Origin of the sequence: Amycolatopsis sp. NPDC057786, assembly GCF_042797905.1 — a bacterium.
In the GTDB taxonomy this organism is placed as follows: domain Bacteria; phylum Actinomycetota; class Actinomycetes; order Mycobacteriales; family Pseudonocardiaceae; genus Amycolatopsis.
This window is the reverse complement of record NZ_JBHVKW010000009.1, coordinates 64,118-83,360: the sequence shown is the minus strand read 5'-3', so window position 1 is coordinate 83,360 and position 19,243 is coordinate 64,118. Positions and strand designations below refer to the sequence as shown.

General features: G+C 69.2%; 19 protein-coding genes. 11 read left to right on the top strand and 8 right to left on the bottom strand.

Features of this window, described 5'->3' with window-relative positions; genetic code table 11:
- Nucleotides 1-81 precede the first annotated feature (81 nt).
- Nucleotides 82-669 carry a hypothetical protein gene (locus ACFVM3_RS08880; protein WP_378436972.1) on the top strand — a complete coding sequence of 196 codons (588 nt, stop codon included), beginning with the start codon at nucleotides 82-84 and terminating at the stop codon, nucleotides 667-669.
- Between the two features lie 67 nt (nucleotides 670-736).
- Here the strand turns inward: ACFVM3_RS08880 and ACFVM3_RS08875 are convergent, their stop codons facing one another.
- Nucleotides 737-2,815, bottom strand: coding sequence for a phosphocholine-specific phospholipase C (locus tag ACFVM3_RS08875; RefSeq protein ID WP_378436970.1), 2,079 nt, complete (start codon nucleotides 2,813-2,815; stop codon nucleotides 737-739).
- A gap of 113 nt (nucleotides 2,816-2,928) precedes the next feature.
- On the opposite strand from ACFVM3_RS08875, the gene ACFVM3_RS08870 reads away from it, so the two are divergent.
- The 8 genes from ACFVM3_RS08870 to ACFVM3_RS08835 all read left to right on the top strand — a co-directional run bounded on the left by ACFVM3_RS08870 (nucleotide 2,929) and on the right by ACFVM3_RS08835 (nucleotide 11,642).
- Nucleotides 2,929-3,453 (top strand): hypothetical protein, encoded by a 525-nt coding sequence (locus ACFVM3_RS08870; RefSeq protein ID WP_378436968.1) that lies wholly within the window; start codon nucleotides 2,929-2,931, stop codon nucleotides 3,451-3,453.
- 130 nt (nucleotides 3,454-3,583) lie between these two features.
- Nucleotides 3,584-3,982 (top strand): DUF948 domain-containing protein, encoded by a 399-nt coding sequence (locus ACFVM3_RS08865; protein ID WP_007031187.1) that lies wholly within the window; start codon nucleotides 3,584-3,586, stop codon nucleotides 3,980-3,982.
- The gene (locus ACFVM3_RS08860; protein WP_016333063.1) at nucleotides 3,979-4,287 is read left to right on the top strand and encodes a hypothetical protein; all 309 of its coding nucleotides are present in this window, start codon (nucleotides 3,979-3,981) and stop codon (nucleotides 4,285-4,287) included. Before ACFVM3_RS08865 ends, ACFVM3_RS08860 begins: the two co-directional genes overlap by 4 nt.
- 91 nt (nucleotides 4,288-4,378) lie before the next feature.
- Nucleotides 4,379-7,042, top strand: coding sequence for an alanine--tRNA ligase (gene alaS / locus ACFVM3_RS08855; RefSeq protein ID WP_378436966.1), 2,664 nt, complete (start codon nucleotides 4,379-4,381; stop codon nucleotides 7,040-7,042).
- Nucleotides 7,035-7,538, top strand: coding sequence for a Holliday junction resolvase RuvX (ruvX, locus tag ACFVM3_RS08850; RefSeq protein WP_378436964.1), 504 nt, complete (start codon nucleotides 7,035-7,037; stop codon nucleotides 7,536-7,538). The genes alaS and ruvX overlap by 8 nt, the downstream gene beginning before the upstream one ends.
- A 344-nt stretch (nucleotides 7,539-7,882) precedes the next feature.
- The gene (gene mltG, locus ACFVM3_RS08845; RefSeq protein WP_378436963.1) at nucleotides 7,883-9,319 is read left to right on the top strand and encodes an endolytic transglycosylase MltG; all 1,437 of its coding nucleotides are present in this window, start codon (nucleotides 7,883-7,885) and stop codon (nucleotides 9,317-9,319) included.
- Nucleotides 9,306-10,163 (top strand): shikimate dehydrogenase, encoded by an 858-nt coding sequence (locus tag ACFVM3_RS08840; RefSeq protein ID WP_378436961.1) that lies wholly within the window; start codon nucleotides 9,306-9,308, stop codon nucleotides 10,161-10,163. The genes mltG and ACFVM3_RS08840 overlap by 14 nt, the downstream gene beginning before the upstream one ends.
- Before the next feature lie 219 nt (nucleotides 10,164-10,382).
- The gene (locus tag ACFVM3_RS08835) at nucleotides 10,383-11,642 is read left to right on the top strand and encodes a GrpB family protein (RefSeq protein ID WP_378436959.1); all 1,260 of its coding nucleotides are present in this window, start codon (nucleotides 10,383-10,385) and stop codon (nucleotides 11,640-11,642) included.
- A gap of 103 nt (nucleotides 11,643-11,745) precedes the next feature.
- On the opposite strand, the gene ACFVM3_RS08830 is transcribed toward ACFVM3_RS08835, so the two are convergent.
- On the bottom strand, nucleotides 11,746-12,411 hold the full coding sequence (locus tag ACFVM3_RS08830) for a TetR family transcriptional regulator (protein ID WP_378436957.1): 666 nt from the start codon (nucleotides 12,409-12,411) through the stop codon (nucleotides 11,746-11,748).
- 17 nt (nucleotides 12,412-12,428) lie between these two features.
- The gene (locus tag ACFVM3_RS08825; RefSeq protein ID WP_378436956.1) at nucleotides 12,429-12,851 is read right to left on the bottom strand and encodes a hypothetical protein; all 423 of its coding nucleotides are present in this window, start codon (nucleotides 12,849-12,851) and stop codon (nucleotides 12,429-12,431) included.
- Nucleotides 12,852-12,990: 139 nt separating this feature from the next.
- Between ACFVM3_RS08825 and ACFVM3_RS08820 the strand changes: the two genes are divergently transcribed.
- Nucleotides 12,991-14,190, top strand: coding sequence for an endonuclease/exonuclease/phosphatase family protein (locus tag ACFVM3_RS08820; protein ID WP_378436954.1), 1,200 nt, complete (start codon nucleotides 12,991-12,993; stop codon nucleotides 14,188-14,190).
- A gap of 3 nt (nucleotides 14,191-14,193) precedes the next feature.
- Here ACFVM3_RS08820 and ACFVM3_RS08815 read toward each other — a convergent pair whose 3' ends face one another.
- Nucleotides 14,194-14,823 (bottom strand): maleylpyruvate isomerase family mycothiol-dependent enzyme, encoded by a 630-nt coding sequence (locus ACFVM3_RS08815; RefSeq protein WP_378436952.1) that lies wholly within the window; start codon nucleotides 14,821-14,823, stop codon nucleotides 14,194-14,196.
- 64 nt (nucleotides 14,824-14,887) lie between these two features.
- Between ACFVM3_RS08815 and ACFVM3_RS08810 the strand changes: the two genes are divergently transcribed.
- On the top strand, nucleotides 14,888-15,829 hold the full coding sequence (locus ACFVM3_RS08810) for a D-2-hydroxyacid dehydrogenase family protein (protein ID WP_378436951.1): 942 nt from the start codon (nucleotides 14,888-14,890) through the stop codon (nucleotides 15,827-15,829).
- An 85-nt stretch (nucleotides 15,830-15,914) separates the two neighbouring features.
- Here ACFVM3_RS08810 and ACFVM3_RS08805 read toward each other — a convergent pair whose 3' ends face one another.
- Genes ACFVM3_RS08805 through ACFVM3_RS08790 form a run of 4 tightly spaced genes read right to left on the bottom strand, consistent with a single transcriptional unit; the run spans nucleotide 15,915 to nucleotide 19,139 of the window.
- A complete protein-coding gene (locus tag ACFVM3_RS08805; RefSeq protein ID WP_378436949.1) occupies nucleotides 15,915-16,730 on the bottom strand; it encodes a serine hydrolase domain-containing protein in 816 nt (271 codons plus the stop codon).
- Nucleotides 16,731-16,790: 60 nt separating this feature from the next.
- Nucleotides 16,791-17,057 (bottom strand): HPr family phosphocarrier protein, encoded by a 267-nt coding sequence (locus ACFVM3_RS08800; protein ID WP_034318300.1) that lies wholly within the window; start codon nucleotides 17,055-17,057, stop codon nucleotides 16,791-16,793.
- A 40-nt stretch (nucleotides 17,058-17,097) separates the two neighbouring features.
- Complete coding sequence (locus ACFVM3_RS08795) at nucleotides 17,098-18,354, bottom strand: PTS transporter subunit EIIC (RefSeq protein WP_378436947.1); 1,257 nt, start codon at nucleotides 18,352-18,354, stop codon at nucleotides 17,098-17,100.
- On the bottom strand, nucleotides 18,351-19,139 hold the full coding sequence (locus ACFVM3_RS08790) for a GntR family transcriptional regulator (protein ID WP_034318372.1): 789 nt from the start codon (nucleotides 19,137-19,139) through the stop codon (nucleotides 18,351-18,353). The genes ACFVM3_RS08795 and ACFVM3_RS08790 overlap by 4 nt, the downstream gene beginning before the upstream one ends.
- Nucleotides 19,140-19,243 lie beyond the last annotated feature (104 nt).

Genomic DNA, 19,243 nt, shown 5'->3' with positions numbered 1-19,243 from the left:
TCCATCCGGAGGGGGACGCAGCGGACCGGGGCGGCTGTGATCGTTGAAACCGATCAAGCGAGCGGAACCCGAGGAGCCCGTATGACCGTCCACCAAGCCACCGCGACCGGGCGCCTGCGCGCCGCGTGGACCAGAACGCACGCCCCGGTGCCCGGGGTCCCCAGGTGGGCCAAGGTCGCCGCCTACGCCATCCCCTTCGTCGTGCTCCCCTCCGGCCTGTGGCGGATCATGACCGTCGTCTTCGACATCGGCGGCGACGGCCCGCACGGTTCCGGCCAGCTCCCGTCGTGGTTGCCGGGGCCGGTGTACGTCCTCGCGTTGTCCGTCGTCTCCGAGCTGATCGCCTTCACCGCCATCGGGCTGATCGCCGAGTGGGGAGAGGTGTTTCCGCGCTGGATTCCGCTGGTGGGCGGCCGCAAAGTGCCGCCTCTCGCCGCCGTCGTGCCTGCCGCACTCGGCGCCACGTTCCTGACCGTCCTGTGGACCGCCGCCGTCGCCACCGAGATGGCCGGGATCACCCTCCAAGGCGATCCTCTTCCCGACGACTACCCCACGAAGTCACTGCACGGCTGGCAACTCGCCTTCTTCGAAGTCACCTACGCCCCGCTCCTGCTCTGGGGACCGCTGCTGGCGGCAGTCTGCTTCGCGTACTGGCGGCGACGGCAGTGATCAAGCGCAAGTCCGTGAAGGCCTCCTTGAGGACCCAGAGTCCCTCAAGGAGGCCTTCACGGAACGCTCAGCAGGAGACGCCGGACCGCCCGTTCTCCACCCGCGCGGTCAGTGTCCGCAGGAACGACGGATCCCCGTCCGCGGTGACCTTCACGTCGTACCAGCCGCCCGAAACCGGCCAGTCCACCGTGACCGAACGCCCGGCCCCGACCCGCACGACGCGCGTGAACCGCGAAGACGACAGCCGCAGCGTCAGCGCCGAAGTGCCCGAGTTGGACAGCTTGAACTCGACACCCGAGCGCCACGTGAGGAACCGCGTCCGGACATCGACACCCGCGGCGGCCCCGCGACGGTTTCCGCGAAATTCCCACCACGACCGGTTCGGCCCCTGGACGACGACGCGATAGTCGTCACCGGCCAGCCGGACTGGTTCCGGTGTCTCGCCGTGGACGTCGCGGTGCGCGGGCTCGGGGAATTCGCCCTTGTACGGGTACAGCGCGAAATGTGCCGACGACGAGCCACTGTTGGCCAGCGAAAGCGCCAGATTCCCCGACTTGTCCACCGCGCCGGACACCGACACCTGGTACGGCAGCGGACGGGACGGCCGGTTGCCGGGCTCGGCCACGGGCAGGCTCTGCTCCGCCGGGGCGGACGGCCGCCAGCGGCTGATCGGCGCGGGCACCGGGCCTGGCCGGTTCACGCGCGGCTGACGCCCGGCCCGCGAGAAGTCGAAGGCGCCGGTGAGATCGCCCGCGACGGTCCGCCGCCACTTGCTGATGTTGGGCTCCGCGATCCCGGTCCAGCGTTCGAGGAACCGCAGCACCGAGGTGTGGTCGTACACGGTCGAGTCGACGTTGCCGCCGATCGACCACGGCGAGACGACCGTCATCGGCACACGCGGGCCGAAGCCGAGCGGCTGGCCGTTGAAATGGTCCGCGTCGTTGGCCGCGTTCCCTGGCGGCATCGGCGGCGGGACATGGTCGAAGTAGCCGTCGTTCTCGTCGAAGTTGATCAGCAGCACCGTTTTCGACCACGTTTCGCGGTCGGACGCCAGCGCGTCGAGCACGCGGTAGATCAGGTTCGCGCTGCCGACCGGAGTGGACGCGCCAGGGTGCTCGGAGTCCTTCGCGGACGGCACCAGCCAGCTGACCGCGGGCAGGCGCCGCGCCTGGATGTCCGCCTTCAGCCGGGTCACCAGCGTCTCCGGCTCGCTGCGGTACATGGCCTTCTGGAACAGGTTCCGCTCGGCGGGCGTCAGTTTCGCGACCCCGGCGTCGAACTGCGCGAGCAGCTTGGTGCGCTCTTCGGGGGTCTTCTTGAGCAGGGTGTCGTAGAACTCTTCGGTGGTGCGGAACTTCCCCTCGACCGAGGCGAGGATCTTCGTGCCGACCTTCTTGAACGGCACGAAGTACTCGACGGCGTTGTCGGTGAAGTTGTCCCACTCCTGGTAGATCTGCCACGGCACCCCGGCGGCTTCGAGCCGCTCCGGGTACGTCGTCCAGTCGTAGCCCTTGTGGTCGTAGGAGTACGCCGCGTTGGTCACCGCGCGGTTCGTCGTGCTGCCCGGCTCGAACCCGGTGGTCCCGGTCCACAGGAAGTTCCGGTTCGGGTTGGTGGAGCCGAAGATCGAGCAGTGGTACGCGTCGCAGATGGTGAAGGTGTCCGCGAGTTCGTATTGGAGCGCGATGTCACGGCGCTCGTAGTAGGTCATGGTGGCCGGCGTCTTCGCCGCGATCCAGCCGTTGTTCCAGCCGCGCGCCCACGCCTTGCCGCTGCCGTTCCAGCTGTGGTCGAGGTCGCCGAGGTACTGGATGTCGTCCGGTTTCCGCCCGGCGAGTTCGGCCGCCTCGCGTACCGAGAACGGCAGCACCGTGCCACCGGCCGGATTCGGCTGCTCGAACACCGACGTCCCCGACGGCAGTTCGAGCGGATGCGTGTCGGAGAAGCCCCGGACACCGCGCAGGCTGCCGTAGTAGTGGTCGAACGACCGGTTCTCCTGCATCAGCACGATCACGTGCTCGATGGCGTCGAGCCCGCCCCGGCGCATGGGTTCGGCCATGGCGGCGTGCACGGAAGGCGGGAGGAGAGTGGCGGCGGCCGCGGCGCCGGTGGCGCCCAGCAACGTACGGCGTGACAGTTCAGGCATGCCCGAACCTTGACCCAGTAACATGAACGTGACAAGAACCGAACCGGTCGACTCGGAGTCGGCAGCCGGATGGTGACACGGCGTCCGGAGTGGTCCGCCCGTACGATTCCTGGATGGCCGTGATTCCTGAACATCACGACGAAAACGACGGTGGGGGAGACCTCGCGAAGGCGGTGCCCGGCGATCCCGGTGCCCGTCGCCGCGTCGTCCGCCGGATCGCGATCAGTGCCGGCGCCGCCGCCTGTTACGGAGCCCTTCTCCTCGTCGCGTTCTCCGGCGTGCCGGACCTGCCCACCGCGCTGGGCCCCTGGCCGCTGCTCGGGCCGGACGTGACGTCCCAGTCGCCGGCGCCGCCGCCGTCCACGACAGCGCCGCCCCCTGCGACGTCGCCCACGACGACGGACGGGCCTCGGACGGCTTCGCCGCCGGAAACGCTGGGAGCGCCCGAGCCGGTTCGCGAAATGTCGCCCACGAGCGCCAGGCCCGCTCCGGCCCGGACCACGGCTTCGCCCGCCCCTCCGGACACACGGGCCCTCACCACCACCCCGCCACCGCCGGGCAGCGAGCGCCGCAACAGCCGCGTGCCCGACGACCCGCCCAGCAAGGCGAAGACCACGCCGCCCAAGAGCGGGCGCTGACGCCCGGTTCTCGCCGGTTCGTCGTGAGGTCACTGCGCTGAGTGACCGTCCGGCGGGGTGACACCGCCGAACGGCTGGCGGGGCGGTAACCTCACGGGCACCAAAGACCGCAGACCCTTGAGGAGGGCCCGTGTCGGCAGGGCAGATCGCCGCGCTGATCGCCGCAGGAGCATTCGTCGTACTCGTCGTGCTTCTGGCGATCGTGCTGTTCAAGCTCGGCCGGACCCTGGACGAGGCCACGATCGCCATCCGCAAGGCGCACGAGAACACCGACCCGCTGCTGATCGGCGCGAACGAGACGATCACGCATGTCAACACCCAGCTGGAGCGGGTCGACGGCATCACCGCCAACGCGCAGGCCGTCTCCGGCAACGTGTCCGCGCTGTCCTCGGTGTTCACCGCGACGCTCGGCGGACCGCTGGTGAAGACGGCCGCGCTGTCCTACGGCCTCAGCAAGGCGATCAAGGCCCGCCGGAAGAAGGCGGAAGCGAAAGCCTCTCGTCCGGCGAAGAAGCGGGGCCGCAAATGAAGCGCCTGTTCTGGCTCGGCGTCGGTGTGGTCGCCGGCGTCGCCCTGTCACGCAAAGCGACGGAAACCGCTCGCCAGGCCACGCCGGCGGGGCTAGCCTCGAACCTGGGCGACGCCGTGCGGGAACTCGCGGGCGCCGTCGGTTCGTTCGGCGCGGAGGTCCGCGCCGGGATGAGCGAGCGGGAACAGGAGCTGCACGACATGGTGTCCGAACGGACCGGCTTGAGCACGGCCCCCGTGACCGAGGGCAGGCACGCGGCGTCGTCGCGGCGCCCGGTCCGGCGAGCTCGCCGGGCGGAGGGCTGATCCGGCCGCGTCCGGAAGCCCAGCCCTTCGCCGTTCCCGCCTGTCCGCATTCCCAGCGCCTTCGCGCGAGCCCGTATACAAGGACGATCCCGTGGAAACACACGAAATCACCCAGCGTTTTCTGAGCCATTTCGAGAACAAGGGACATACGCGCGTCCCGAGCGCGCCGCTGATCCTCGACGACCCGAACCTGCTGTTCGTCAACGCGGGCATGGTCCAGTTCAAGCCGTACTTCCTCGGCGAGGCCCCGCCGCCGTACCCGCGCGCGACCAGCGTCCAGAAATGCGTCCGCACGCCGGACATCGACGAGGTCGGCAAGACCACGCGGCACAACACGTTCTTCCAGATGGCCGGCAACTTCTCCTTCGGCGACTACTTCAAGGAAGGCGCCATCGAGGCGGCCTGGGAGCTGATCACCAAGCCCCAGAGCGAAGGCGGCTACGGCCTCGACCCGAACCGCATCTGGGCGACCGTCTACGAGGACGACTCCGAGGCCGCGGGCCTGTGGAAGAAGCTCACCGGCCTGCCCGGCGAGCGCATCCAGTCCCGTGACGGCAAGGACAACTACTGGGACATGGGCGTACCCGGTCCCGGTGGCCCGTGCTCGGAGATCTACTACGACCGCGGCCCGGACTACGGCCGCGAGGGCGGCCCGGTCGCCGACGAGGACCGCTACATCGAGATCTGGAACCTCGTCTTCATGCAGGACGTGCGGGGTGACAAGAGCCCGAAGCACGGCCACAAGCCGATCGGTGAGCTGCCGAAGAAGAACATCGACACCGGAATGGGTGTCGAGCGGGTCGCGACGATCCTGCAGGGGGTCGAGAACGTCTACGAGACCGACCTCGTCCGCCCGGTGATCGGCCGCGCCGAGGAGTTCTCCGGCCGGCGCTACGGCTCCGACCACACCGACGACGTCCGGTTCCGCGTCATCGCCGACCACGCCCGCACCGGCGTCCTGCTCATCGGCGACGGCGTCACCCCCGGCAACGACGGCCGCGGTTACGTGCTGCGCCGTCTGCTTCGCCGCATCATCCGCTCCGCGCGCCTGCTCGGCGTGCACGAGCCGGTGCTGCCCGCCTTCGCCGCGGTCGTCCGCGACACCATGGGCCCGACGTACCCCGAGCTGGTCTCCGGTTTCGACCGCATCGAGGACGTCGTGCGCGTCGAGGAGGAGGCCTTCCTCTCCACGCTCACCAGCGGTTCGCGCATCTTCGACCTCGCGGCCGAGGAGACCAAGCGCGCCGGCGGCTCGCTGCTGGCCGGGGACAAGGCGTTCCAGCTGCACGACACCTACGGCTTCCCGATCGACCTGACGCTGGAGATGGCGTCCGAACAGGGCCTGACGGTCGACGAAGAGGGCTTCCGCACGCTCATGAACGAGCAGCGGCAGCGCGCGAAGGCCGACGCGGCGTCGCGCAAGACCGGCCACGGCGACCTGTCCGAGTACCGCAAGGTACTGGAGCAGAACGGCGAGACCGAGTTCCTCGGCTACACCGACCTGCAGGCCGAGGCGAAGGTCGTCGCGCTCCTGGCGGACGGCGTCCCGGTGCGCAGTGTCGGCGCGGGCAAGAAGGCGGAGCTGGTCCTGGACCGCACGCCGTTCTACGCCGAGAGCGGTGGCCAGGTCGCCGACACCGGCGTGCTGCTCGGCGACGGCGTCGAGCTCAAGGTCCACGACGTGCAGAAGATCGTGCCGGGCCTGTTCGTGCACCGCGTCGAGGTGCTCGAGGGCGAGGTCGGCATCGGCAGCTCGCTGACCGGTTCGGTCGACCAGCACCGCCGTCTCTCGATCGAGCGGTCGCACTCCGCGACGCATCTGGTGCACGCCGCCGTGCGCGGCGCGTACGGCAAGCGCGCGGCGCAGGCCGGTTCGCTGAACTCGCCGGGCCGCATGCGCTTCGACTTCACCACCTCCGGCGGCGTGTCGGCCGATGTGCTGACCGAGGTCGAGGAGGAGGTCAACGACTACCTCCAGACCAACGTCGAGGTGAACACCTTCGTCACCACGAAGGACAAGGCCCTCGAACTGGGCGCGGTCGCGCTGTTCGGCGAGAAGTACGGCAACGACGTCCGCGTCGTCGACATGGGCGAGTACTCCCGCGAACTCTGCGGTGGCACCCACGTCGACCGCATCGGCCAGCTCGGCCTGGTGAAGCTGGTGGGCGACTCGTCCATCGGTTCCGGTGTGCACCGCGTCGAGGCGCTCGTCGGCTCGGACGCGCTCAAATACGTCCGCAAGGAGCAGCTGCTCGTCTCGCAGCTCGCGAACACCTTCAAGGTGCCGTCGGAGCAGCTGCCGTCGCGGATCGACGACGTGCTCACCCGGCTCAAGAACGCCGAGAAGGAGATCGAGCAGCTGCGCACCCAGCAGGTGCTCGGCTCGGCGGGCTCGCTCGCGGACAAGGCCGAGGACATCGGCGGCGTCGCGGTCGTCGCGGAGAAGCTGGGCGAGGGCGTCGACTCGAACGGTCTGCGCGCGCTGGCTTCGGACATCCGCGGCAGGCTCGGCAATCGTCCCGGCATCGTCGCGCTGTTCGCCCCGCAAGGCGAGAAGGTCGCCTTCGTCGTCGCCACCACGAAGGCGGCGCAGGAGAAGGGCATCGCGGCGGGCAAGCTCGTCCCGTCGTTCGCCGAGGCGATCGGCGGCCGTGGCGGCGGCAAGCCGGACATGGCACAGGGCGGGGGCACCAACCCGGCCGGGGCCGAGCAGGCCATCGCCTCCCTGCGCGCGGCGGTCGCCCAAGTTGGCTGACGACGCCCTCCAGCGGCGCCCGGATCGACCAGGAGAGTCCGATCCGGGGCGTGGCAGGCGGCTTGGCGTGGATGTCGGATCCGTCCGGGTCGGGGTCGCGTTGAGCGATCCCGACCCCATCCTCGCGAGCCCTCTCGTTACCCTCACTCGCGACGCGGCGGGCGACAAGGACGTCGACCTGCTCGTCGGACTCGTCACGGAACACGACGTGGTCGAAGTCGTCGTCGGCTTGCCGAGGACGCTCAAGGACCGTCATGGCCCGGCGGCCGAAGCGGCGCTGGACTATGCCGAAAAGGTCGCCGCCAGGATCGCGCCGGTGCCGGTGCGACTTGCCGACGAGCGGTTGACCACGGTGACGGCATCCAGGATGCTGTCGCAGCGTGGGGTGAAGGGACGTAAGCAACGTGCCGTCGTCGACCAGGCGGCCGCGGTCGAGATCCTGCAGGCGTGGATCGACGCGGTAGCGGCACATCGCGCACGGAAGGGCGATACATGACCGAGCCCCACGGCCGGCCCGAGCGCCGTCAGGGCGGTAGACGACGGTTGCGGGAGCCTGAGGAGGCCGGCCCGCCACCGGTCCCGCCGCGTCGACGGCCCGAACCCCAGCCGACGGGACGACGGCACGTCCGGCAGGAGCCGCCCGAGCCACCCGTACGGCGTCCGGCGGAAGAACCGCCGCGTGCCCGCCGGTCGCCCGAAGAGCCGCCGCCGCGTGCCCGGCGCGCCGCCGACGAGCCGCCGCGTCCGGTTCCGCCGAGGCGGGCCCCGGAACCCGCGGTCCCGCCACCGCCCCCCGCGCCGCAGCGGCGGTCCCCCCAGCCGGGTGACCGGGGTATTGGCATGCCAGCCTACGCCCAGGACGAGGCACCTCGCCCCGGCCGCCGACGGCGTCGCGAGGACGACGGACCGCTCCCGGACGAGCGGCCGACCGACATCCTTCCCGCGATCCAGGAAGCGCCGATCGCCCGGCGTCCTGGCGCTTCGCCGCCCGAGGGCAGCGAAGAGGAATACAACGAGATCTTCGGCGACGACGCGTACGACGACTATGACGAGTACGACGACTACGAGGATTACGACGACTTCGACGACGAAGACCGGGCCGAGCCCGAACGCATCGAGGACGAGCGCCCGGAACGTCAGGGGCCGCCGCCCAAGAAGCGCAAGAAGAAGCGCGCGCTGGGCTGGATCGCCGCGCTGACCGTGCTCGTCCTGCTCGCCGGCGGCGCCTACTACGGCTTCACCGAGATCTTCGGGTACGACGACTACGAAGGCACCGGCGAGAGCGACGTCCTCGTCCAGGTGGAGAAGGGCGACTCGACGTCGGCGATCGGCAACCGGCTACAGGCGGCCGGGGTGGTCGCCAGCGGCAAGGCGTTCGTGAAGGCGGGCGAGGACAACACCGCCGTCTCGCGGCTCCAGCAGGGCTACTACGTCATGAAGACGAAGATGTCCGGTGCCAGCGCGGTCGAGAGGATGATCGCGCCCACGTCGAAGGTCGGCCAGGTCGAAATCCGGCCGTACACCCAGTTCCACGACATCACCCAGCCTGACGGCAAGGTGACCCCGGGTGTGTATTCGTTGCTGTCCAAGGCTTCCTGCGCCGATCTGAACGGCAAGAGCACCTGTATCCCGGTCGAGGAACTCCGCAAGACGATCGAGAACGCGGATCTGGCGAAGCTGGGCGTCCCGTCCTGGGCCGTCGAGGCCGCCACGAACGCCGAGCACAAGGACCGGCGGCTCGAAGGGCTGATCGCCCCGGGCATCTACAACATCAAACCCGGCTGGAGCGCCGAAGAGCTGCTGACGTTCGTCGTCAAAACCTCGGCGGAGCGCATCCTGAACGCCGGGCTGAGCGATCAGTCGAAGGGGGAGGGCAAGACCCCCTACGAGACGCTCGTCATCGCGTCGATCATCGAACGCGAGGCGGTGAAGGCCGACTTCGGGAAGATCTCGCGGGTCATCTACAACCGGATCGACAAGAAGATGCGGCTCGAGATGGACTCGACGGTCAACTACGTCCTCGACCGGCCGACCCTGCTCACCAAACCCGAAGAACGGGAAAAAGCGGGCGCCTACAACACCTACAAGTCGGTCGGCCTGACTCCGACACCGATCGCGGTCGTGAGCGCGGAGGCGATCCAGGCCGCGCTGAAGCCGACGGCGGGAGAGTGGCTGTTCTTCGTCAAGTGCGAGAAGAACGGGCTTTCCTGCTTCGCGGTGAACTTCGACGACCACCGGAAGAACCGAGACGACGCGGTGAGGCGTGGTGTCATCTAGCCGCAAGGCCGCGGTGCTCGGGAAACCGGTCGAACACTCGCTCTCGCCCGTGCTGCACGGCGCCGCCTTCCTCGCGCTGGGGCTGGACGGCTGGACCTACGAGCGGGTCGAGATGGACGGCCCCGGGCTGCCCGCGTTCGTCGACGGCCTCGGCCCGGAGTGGACCGGGCTCTCGGTGACCATGCCGGGGAAACGGGCCGCGCTGGAGTACGCCGACGAGGTAACGCCGCGCGCGGCGGCCGTCGGCGCGGCGAACACGTTGGTACGCCGGGAAACCGGTTGGCTCGCCGACTGCACCGACGTCGACGGGGTCACCGAGGCGCTGCGGATCGCGGGGGAGTACACGCCCGGCACCGACGACGCCGCCGTCGTTCTCGGCGCGGGCGGGACCGCGGCCGCGGCCGTCGTCGGGCTGGCGTCGCTCGGCGTGCGGACGGTGCGGCTCGTCGTGCGGGATCCCGCGCGGGCGACGGAAACGGTCGAGGCGGCTCAGCGGGCCGGGCTCGGCGCCGAGGTCCTCCGCTGGGCGGACACCGACTTCGGGAAACTCGCGGCGGATTCGGCGGTACTGGTGAACACCGTGCCCCCGGACGCCGTCCGGCCGCATCTGGCGGAGCTGTCCCGGGTCGGCTGCGTCCTCGACGTCATCTACCACCCTTGGCCGACCGCGCTCGCCGAAGCCGTCGCGGAGCGGGGCGGGCGGCTCGCGACCGGTCTGGACATGTTGCTGCATCAGGCTTTCGGGCAGTCCGAGTACTTCACCGGGCAGCCGGCGCCGCGGGCGGAGATGCGGGACGCGCTGCGCGAGGCGACGGGCGGGATTCTTTCTCTCCCGATCGGCTGACAAGATCGCCCGGGTTCGATAATCTGGCCGACTGCCTCGAGAGGGGTGTCGCGGCAACCTGGTGACCACCGCGCGCCCCTGGCCGAATGGCCCCGCTATCTCGGCGGCAGGGCGCTCTTGATGGGGGACGGGACGTCTGAATTCCTACTCGCGCCCTGGCGACGTGATCGCGGTCGCGCGCAGGCTCGCGAGGAGTGCTGAGGAAGGAACAAGGGGTCGATGCCCAAACCCGATCGAGACGACTACACCGAAGAAGACATCAACAACTCCTGGGTCGATCAGGCTCCGGTACTGAATTCCACCGTCACGCTGGCCGAATACGACCCGGCGTGGCCTGAGCTGTTCGACCGTGAAGCGAAGCGCATCAGGGGGATCCTGGGGGAGCGCGCGCTGGTCCTTGAGCACGTGGGCTCCACGTCGGTGCCGGGTCTCTGCGCGAAACCGATCATCGACATCATGCTGATCGTCGCCGATTCGGACGACGAAGAGGCCTACGTGCCGCAGCTGGAGGCCGAGGGCTACCGGCTCGTCATCCGCGAGCCTGAGTGGGAGAAGCACCGCTGCTTCAAAGGCCCGGACACCAACATCAACCTCCACGTCTATTCGCCGGACAACGGCCAGGCCGAGCGCTACCGGCTCTTCCGCGACCGCCTGATCGCGCACGAGGACGAACGGAAGCTCTACGAGGACAGGAAACGCGAACTGGCGTCGCGCACCTGGAAGTACATCCAGCAGTACGCCGACGCCAAGACCGAGGTGATCGACGAGATCATCGAACGGGCGCGCGCCGCCCAATACGACGGCTTCGCGCGGCTCTACGCGGCACACGCCGAAACCAGCAGCACCAACGCCCACTACGACCGGCCCGCCATCGTGGAGCTGGCCGGGGACCTGGCGGGCAAACGGGTGCTGGACGTCGGCAGCGCGGCCGGTCACCTCAGCGCCCTGCTCGCCGCGAAGGGGGCGGACGTCCTCGGCGTCGACGCCAGCGAGGGAATGGTCGCCATCGCCAGGGAGAAGTTCGGGGGCGTCGCTCGCTTCGAGACTGCGGACGTCTCTCGGCCGATGTCCTTTGTGGAGGATGCCTCGATCGACGTCATCACGGCGTCGCTGGTGCTGCATTACCTGAAGGACTGGGCGCCGGCGCTGGCGGAGTTCCGGCGGGTGCTCAAACCGGGCGGGCTCCTCGTGTTCTCGGTGCATCACCCCGGCGAGGACTGGCGCTGGTTCGGCAAGCGGAACTACTTCCAGCTCGAACTGCTGGAAGACGAGTTCCCGGCGGGGCAGAAGGTCCGGTTCTACCGGCGGCCGCTCAGCTGGACGTTCGACGCGGTGCGGGACGCCGGTTTCGCCGTCGACAGGCTGGTCGAGCCGATGCCGGTCGAGGCGATCGCCGAATCGGACCCGCGGTGGTACGCGAAGCTGCGGACCGAGCCGCGGTTCCTGTACTTCCGGACCGTCCGGGAGCCCCGCGTTTAGTCCTCCGAATGCGGCTCGCCCGGGACACCGGGCGCGTCGCGAAAGCCACTTTCGGGACATCAGACGTCGCGAAAGTGGCTTTCGCGACGTGGTCGCTGGGGCCTCAGACGTCGTCCGGTTTCGAGAGGTCCCGGATCAGCGAAACGATCTCCCGGCTCACCGGCCGCAGTACCCGCAGCCGCGAGAGCCCCACCAGTCGCGCGATCAGCGGGACCGTCCGTTCCACCAGGATCCGGCTGCGTTTCTGCCCGGCAGACCGGTCGTGGACCCAGAACAGCACGATGCCCATCTGGTACAGCCACAGCAGATCGGGCAGGTCGTCGCGCAGGTCCGGGTCGAGTTTGACGTCGGAGTCGGCGATGACGTCGCGCATCAAGCCGACGGAGGCGTCCCTGGCAGGCGAGGACTCCTCGCTGAACGGGCTCAGCGGCGAGTCCGGGTCGGCGGCGTTGACGAAGAGCTGCTTGCCGAAGCGGTGGTACGGCTCGGCGACGTCGAGCCAGGTGAGCAGGACGGTCCTGAGCCGGGCGCTGAAGTCCCGCTCACCTTCGATCGACTCGCGCGAGCTCGTCAGGTGCGCGTTGGCGATCTCGTCGTAGAAACCCTGGATCAGCTGGTCTTTCGAGGCGAAGTAGTAGTAGGCGTTCCCGACCGACACGCCCGCTTCGGCGGCGATGGCCCGCATGGTCGTGCGGTCGTAGCCGTTCTCGGCGAACAACCGCAACGCGGTCGCCACGATCAGTGACTTGGTTTCCTCACTCTTCGCCACCACTGCACGGTATCCGGTCAGGGCGCGGGGTGTGGAGCGGGCGCCGGGTAGCCGGGGTAGGGCGGTGGCACCGGCGCGGGCCGCGCGGCGGCGTGGTTGAGGTGCTTGCGCCGGATGCCGTTGAACACCAGCACGTTCCCGACGTGCATCACGCCGAGCACGAGCGCCACGGTGCCGACCTTGACCGACAGCATCTCGAAGACGTCGCGCGCGTCGAGGACGGTGTCGTCGCTGGTCAGGAACAGGGTCACGAAACCCAGGCTGACCAGATAGAACCCGACGACGAGCAGTTGGTTGACCGAATGCGCCAGCGCTTGTTCGTCCTGGAAGACGTCTTCCAGGAACGTCTTGCCGTGTCTGCTCAGCGTGCGGGCGACCAGCACGGTCAGGGGGACAGTGATGGCCAGGTAGAGCGCGTAGGCCACGACGACGGGTTGCATGGGGACCTCCTTTTGAACGTGTTCAAGAAGAACCGTAGCCCAGATTTTGAACGCGTTCAAGAGATGCTGTTCACCTGAAGCTCACCCGTACGGCCGCACGAAGTGCGTAAGGTCGCATCGAACTCTGGGAGGTAAGACCGTGAAACGCATCGCCGCCGTGCTCACATCGGGCGCCTTGCTGGCCGGGACGCTGCTGGCCGCCGCACCGGCGGAAGCCACCGTCGGGCAGAACATCCGCTTCGCGACGTACAACGCTTCGCTCAACCGCGGAGCCGCCGGCCAGCTGGTGACCGATCTGTCGCAGCCGGGCAACGCGCAGGCCGGTGAGGTCGCCGAGGTGATCCAGCGCAACCGGCCGGACGTGCTGCTGATCAACGAGTTCGACTACGTGCCCGGCAACCGCGCCGCGGACCTGTTCCGCGAGAACTACCTGAAGCGCGGCCAGAACGGCGCGGCGCCGATCGACTATCCGTACGCGTTCACCGCGCCGTCGAACACCGGCGTCGCGACCGGCTTCGACCTCGACCGCAACGGCCAGGTCGGCGGCGGCAACGACGCGCACGGCTTCGGCCTCTTCGAGGGCCAGTACGGCATGCTCGTGCTGTCCAAGTATCCGATCGACACCAAGAACGCGCGGACGTTCCAGAAGTTCCTCTGGAAGGACATGCCGGGCGCGCTGCTCCCGGACGACCCGGCAACCGCGGCGCCGAACGACTGGTACTCGCCGCAAGTGCTCGACGTGCTGCGCCTGTCGTCGAAGTCCCATTGGGACGTTCCGATCCGGGTCGGCCGCTCGACCGTGCACTTCCTGGCATCGCATCCGACGCCGCCCACCTTCGACGGCCCCGAAGACCGCAACGGCACCCGCAACCACGACGAGATCCGCTTCTGGGCGGACTACGTGACCCCTGGCAAGGGCCGCTACATCCACGACGACAACGGCCGCCGCGGCGGGCTGGGCGCGCACGAGAAGTTCGTCATCGCCGGCGACCAGAACTCCGACCCGCTCGACGGCGACAGCGTTCCCGGCGCCATCTCGCGCCTGCTGAACGCTCCGCGGGTCATCGAAACCCGGCCGGGCAGCGAAGGCGGCGTGCGGGCCGCGCAGGACCAGGCGGGCGCCAACATCGGCCAGAAGGGCGACCCGTACTTCGACACCGGCGACTTCAACGACAACGCGCCGGGCAACCTGCGGATCGACTACGTCCTGCCGTCGAAGGGCCTGTTCCCCTGGCGTGCGGAGGTCTTCTGGCCACTGCCCGATTCACCGCTGGCCCGGCTCAACGACGCTTCGGACCACCACCTGGTGCGCGTCGACGTGTTCGTCCCGCGCTGGTAGGCCTCAGCGGGCGGCGAGCAGCGCGGCGCCAGGGCCGGTGAGCGTGGCCAGCCCGGCGCTGCGCCCGCTCACCGCCAGGAGCAGGTCGGCGAGCGGGCCCCGGATCTCTTCGGTGCCCGCTCCGCCGGACCAGCCGGAGTCGGTGGCGATCAGCCTGAGGTCCCGGCAGCGTTTCTTGGCGCCCCAGAACGGGCTGACGAGAAGGTGTTCCAGCGCCGCGATCGACGGCTTCTCCGGCATCGGACGGTCGATGCCGAGCGGGCGGGCGACGTCCTGGCCGTGGATGAGGACGTCGGCGAGCGGGTCGACCGGTTTGGCGCCGGGCGAGCGGCGGGCCGATCCGGCGTCCTCGCGGATCTGGGCGACGAGCTCGGCCGGGGTGTACCGCGCGGCGTAGGCGATGGCCTGGTCGGTGTTCATCCGGTCCCAGTTCCCCTTGGCCTTCACGATGCCGACGAGGGTGTCCTTGAGCCGGTTCCTGGTGGTCTGCGCGAGATGCCCCGCCATCGCGTGGACCGTCCACTCCGTACACAGCGTCTTCGCCGACCAGTCCCGCTCGGCGAGGCTCTCCAGCAGATCCGCGAAGCTCAGTCGTTCGGCCTCGGTCCAGGCCAAGATCTCGCCGTCGCCCATCCTGCTCCTCTGCTCGGAGATGCACCTCGCCACCATGGAACCACAGCTGAACTAGCCTGAGGCCATGAAGATCGCGATTCTCGACGACTACCAGGAAGTGGCGCTCGGCTTCGGGGACTGGGGCTCCCTCGACGCGGAGATCGAGGTGTTCACGAAGCCGTTCGCGGACCCCGCCGAGGTGGTCGCCCGTCTCCGTGACTTCGAGGTCGTGGTCGCGATGCGCGAGCGCACCCGTTTCCCCGCCGAAGTCCTCGACCGGCTGCCCGCGCTCAAGCTGCTGGTGAGCACCGGCCACCGCAACGCCGCGATCGACGTGGCCGCCGCCCGGCGCAACGGCGTGGTCGTCTGTTCCACCGGGTACATCGCGGCGCCGGCGGCCGAGCACACCTGGGCGCTGATCCTCGCCGCCGCGCGGAACGTGCCGGTGGAGTCACGGAACATGCGCGAGGGCGGCTGGCAGACCACCGTCGGCACGATCCTGTCCGGCAAGACCCTCGGGCTGCTCGGGCTCGGCAGGCTCGGCGCGGGCGCGGCCAAGATCGGCCAGGCGTTCGGTATGGAGACCATCGCCTGGAGCCAGAACCTGACCCAGGAGAAGGCCGATCCCCACGGGGTGACGGCGGTGTCGAAGGATGAACTGTTCGCGCGCGCGGACGTGCTGTCGATCCACCTGGTGCTCGGCCGCCGCAGCCGCGGGCTGGTCGGCGCGCCCGAACTCGCCGCGATGAAACCGACGGCGATGCTGGTCAACACCTCGCGCGGACCGATCGTGGACGAGGCCGCGCTGGTGGACGCCTTGCGCCGCAAGGAGATCGCGGTCGCCGCGCTGGACGTGTACGACGTCGAGCCGCTGCCTTCGGAGCATCCGCTGCGGACGCTGGACAACGTCGTGCTCACCCCGCACATCGGCTACGTCACCCGGGAGGCCTACGAGATCTTCTACCGCGACGCGGTCGAGGACATCGCTGCCTTCCAGGCGGGTTCACCGATCCGGGTCATGGAGTGACGCCGCGCGTGGCGGGGTGTCGCGAAAGTGGCTTTCGCGACATGAGCAGCGGGGCGGGCGAATTCGCGGGAAGCCGAAACGCCGCTCACGACCCCAGCTCGGCCAGTACGGCGTCGGTGTAGGGCGGCCACACCTCGGCCGCCCACGGGCCGAAGGCGCGGTCGGTGAGCGCGACGCAGGCGGCGCCGGCGTCGGGATCGACCCAGAGGAACGTGCCGGACTGCCCGAAGTGGCCGAAGGTCCGCGGCGAGCTCGACGAACCGGTCCAATGTGGACTCTTCGCGCCGCGGATCTCGAAGCCGAGGCCCCAGTCGTTCGGCTTCTGGTGGCCGAAGCCGGGCAGGACGCCGGAAAGCCCGGGGAAGACCACGGAAGTCGCCTCGCGCACCGTTTCGGCGGCGATGAGCTTCGGTGCCTGCAGTTCGGCGGCGAACGCGACCAGGTCGTCCACAGTGGACTCGGCGCCCGAAGCGGGGGAGCCGGTCAGCTTGGTCGCCTTCATGCCCAGCGGCTGGAAAAGCGCCTCCGCCTGATAGTCGGCGAAGGGGATGCCGGAATGCTCGGTGAGCGCGTCGGCGAGCTGCTCGAACCCGGCGTTGGAGTACAGCCGCCGGTTGCCCGGCGCGGCCATCGGCTTGTGCTCGTTGAAGGCCAGGCCCGAGGTGTGCGCGAGCAGATGCCGGATCGTGGAGCCCTCCGGCCCGGCGGGGGTGTCGAGTTCGACGACGCCCTCTTCGATGGCGATCAACGCGGCGTAGGCGGTGAGCGGCTTGGTCACCGACGCGAGCTTGTACACCTTCGTCGTGTCGCCGTGCGTGCCCAGCACGTCACCGGCGGCGGTCACCACGGCCGTGGCGGCGTTGTCCACCGGCCACTGTTCGATTCCACGCACGCTTTCCATGCCCCACACCCTACGAAGCCCGGGCCGGTCGGGGCGGCCCGGGCTTCGCGGGATGGGGGATCAGGCGTCGAGGTCCGTCGCCACCAGCTCGGCGATGGCGTCGACGGCCGCCTCGGCCCCCTCACCCTCGGCACTGATGATGACCTCGTCGCCGAAACCGGCGGCGAGCGTCATCAGGTTCAGCACGCTGCCGGCCGCGACCGGGTCACCGCCCGCCTTGGCGATGTGCACCGCGACGGGCTGCGCCGCGGCCGCCTTGGCGACCGTCGCCGCGGGCCTGGCGTGCAGGCCCACCTTGCTGGCGACGGTGACGCGTTTCTCCGGCATGTTCTTTCCCTTTCGTGCCTTCGGTTCTACTGAGCTGAAACTACTTGACGGACTTCGCCGCGGTGGCTTCGAGATCGGCCTCGATCGCGTCGTCCTCGCGGCCGGGGGTCCGCAGGTTCCACTTCTTGATCACGAAACGGAAGATCACGTAGTAGATGACCGCGTAGGCGAGACCGATCGGGATGAGCAGCCAGACGTTGCCGCTCGCCGCCGGGAGACCGCTGTTGAGCGCGAAGTCGATCGCACCGGCCGAGAAGCCGAAGCCGAGGTGGATGTCGAGCGCGTTCACCAGTGCCAGCGAGGTACCGGTCAGGACCGCGTGGATCAGGTACAGCGGCCACGCGACGAACATGAACGAGAACTCGATCGGCTCGGTGATACCGGTCAGGAACGAGGTCAGCGCGCCGGCGATCATCACACCGCCGACGATCTTCTTCTGGCTGGGCTTCGCGCTCTGCCAGATCGCCAGCGCCGCGGCGGGGATGGCGAACATGAAGATCGGGAAGAACCCGGTCATGAAGGTGCCGCGGGTGGGGTCGCCCTCGAAGAACTTGGTGAGGTCACCGCCGTCGAAGATGAACCACACCGGCACGTTCAGCAGCTGGTGCAGACCGACCGGGATCAGCAACCGGTTCAGCACACCGTAGATACCGCCACCGACGACCGGTGCGCCGGTGACCGCCTCGCCCGCGGCCTGGATGCCTTCGTTGACCCAGTGGAAGACCAGGCCGAAGGGCACCGCGAGGAGCATCAGCGTCACGGCGGTGATGATCGGCACGAACCGGCGGCCGCCGAAGAAGGCCAGGTACGGCGGCAGCTTGATGCGGTAGAACTTCTGCCACAGCAAGGCGGTGACCAGGCCGACGATCACACCGGCCAGCACACTGTAGGACCACTTCATCGGGTTGAGCATCAGGCCGGCGGGCTTCTCGGGGTTCCAGCCCGGCAGCTCGGAGAACGGCGTGAACACCTGGAGGACGCTGGTGAACACGAAGAAGCCGACCACGGCGGCCAGTGCGGTCGCGCCGTCGCTCTTCCGGGCGAAGCCGACGGCGATACCCACCGCGAACAGGAGCGGCAGCCAGTTGAACAGCGAGTTGCCTGCCGCGCCGAGGACTTCGGCGACCTTGTCCCAGCCGAGGCCGTCCTTGCCGAGCAGGTCGGGCTGACCGAACCTGTTCAGGAGCGCGGCGGCGGGCAGGGCGGCGATGGGGAGCATGAGGCTGCGGCCGAAGCGCTGAAGCCCGGCCAGTCCCTTGCCCTTGCCCTTCGCCCCCTCCGCGGTGGTGGAGCTCATCGGGTACCTCCGTAGTGAGGATGATGACCGGAATCCGGGGTGTTCCGGTCCAGCTGCATGGTGACCTGGTAGTGATCGCCCCGGTACCAGGAAGTCATGTCTTCGATCGGTTCCCCGTTGACGCTGGAGACCCGGCGGAAGACAAGGAGCGGACTGCCGGCGCGCATGCCGAGCAGGCGTGCCGTTTCGCGGTCCGCGGATTCGGCCCAGACCGTCTGCCACGCGTGATCCGGGCGCAGGTCGTACGACTGGGCGAGTTGGACGTACAACGATCGGGTGAGATCGAGGTCGAGCAGACCGGGCATCCGGCCGGCGTGATACCAGCCGCGTTCGACCGCCAGCGGCACCCCGTCGGCGCGGCGGAGCCGGACGATGCGGTGCGCCGGGGTCCCGGCGGCCAGGCCGAGCGCGTGCGCCGAGGGCGCGGGTGGGACCTCGGTGGAGGTCTTGACGACCTCCGTGGTCGGGGTCATCCCGCGACGGCGCATGTCCTCGGTGAAGGACATCAGGTAGAGCTGCAGTTCCATCCGCCTCGCGGCGGTGAACGTCCCCTTGCCGCGCACCCGCGACAAGAGCCCTTCTTCGACCAGCTTGCCGATCGCCGAACGGACCGTGAGCCTCGACACCTGGTAGGTCTCGGCGAGGTCACGTTCCGAGGGGATGGGTGAGCCGGGGGGTAGCTCACGCTCCACCGTGCGGCGCAGAATCTCCCGCAGCTGGGCGTGCTTGGGCGTCGGTCCGTTGATCACACGGTCGGACGGCGGCAGCTGCGCCGAAGCGCTCATGACGGTCACCGTCCTTTCGGGGCGGTCGGTCGGGGAACCCGTACTCGCATCTGGTCCGGAAGATTGGTACGTTCCGGTCTAGACCAATGATCCGATGGGGCAGG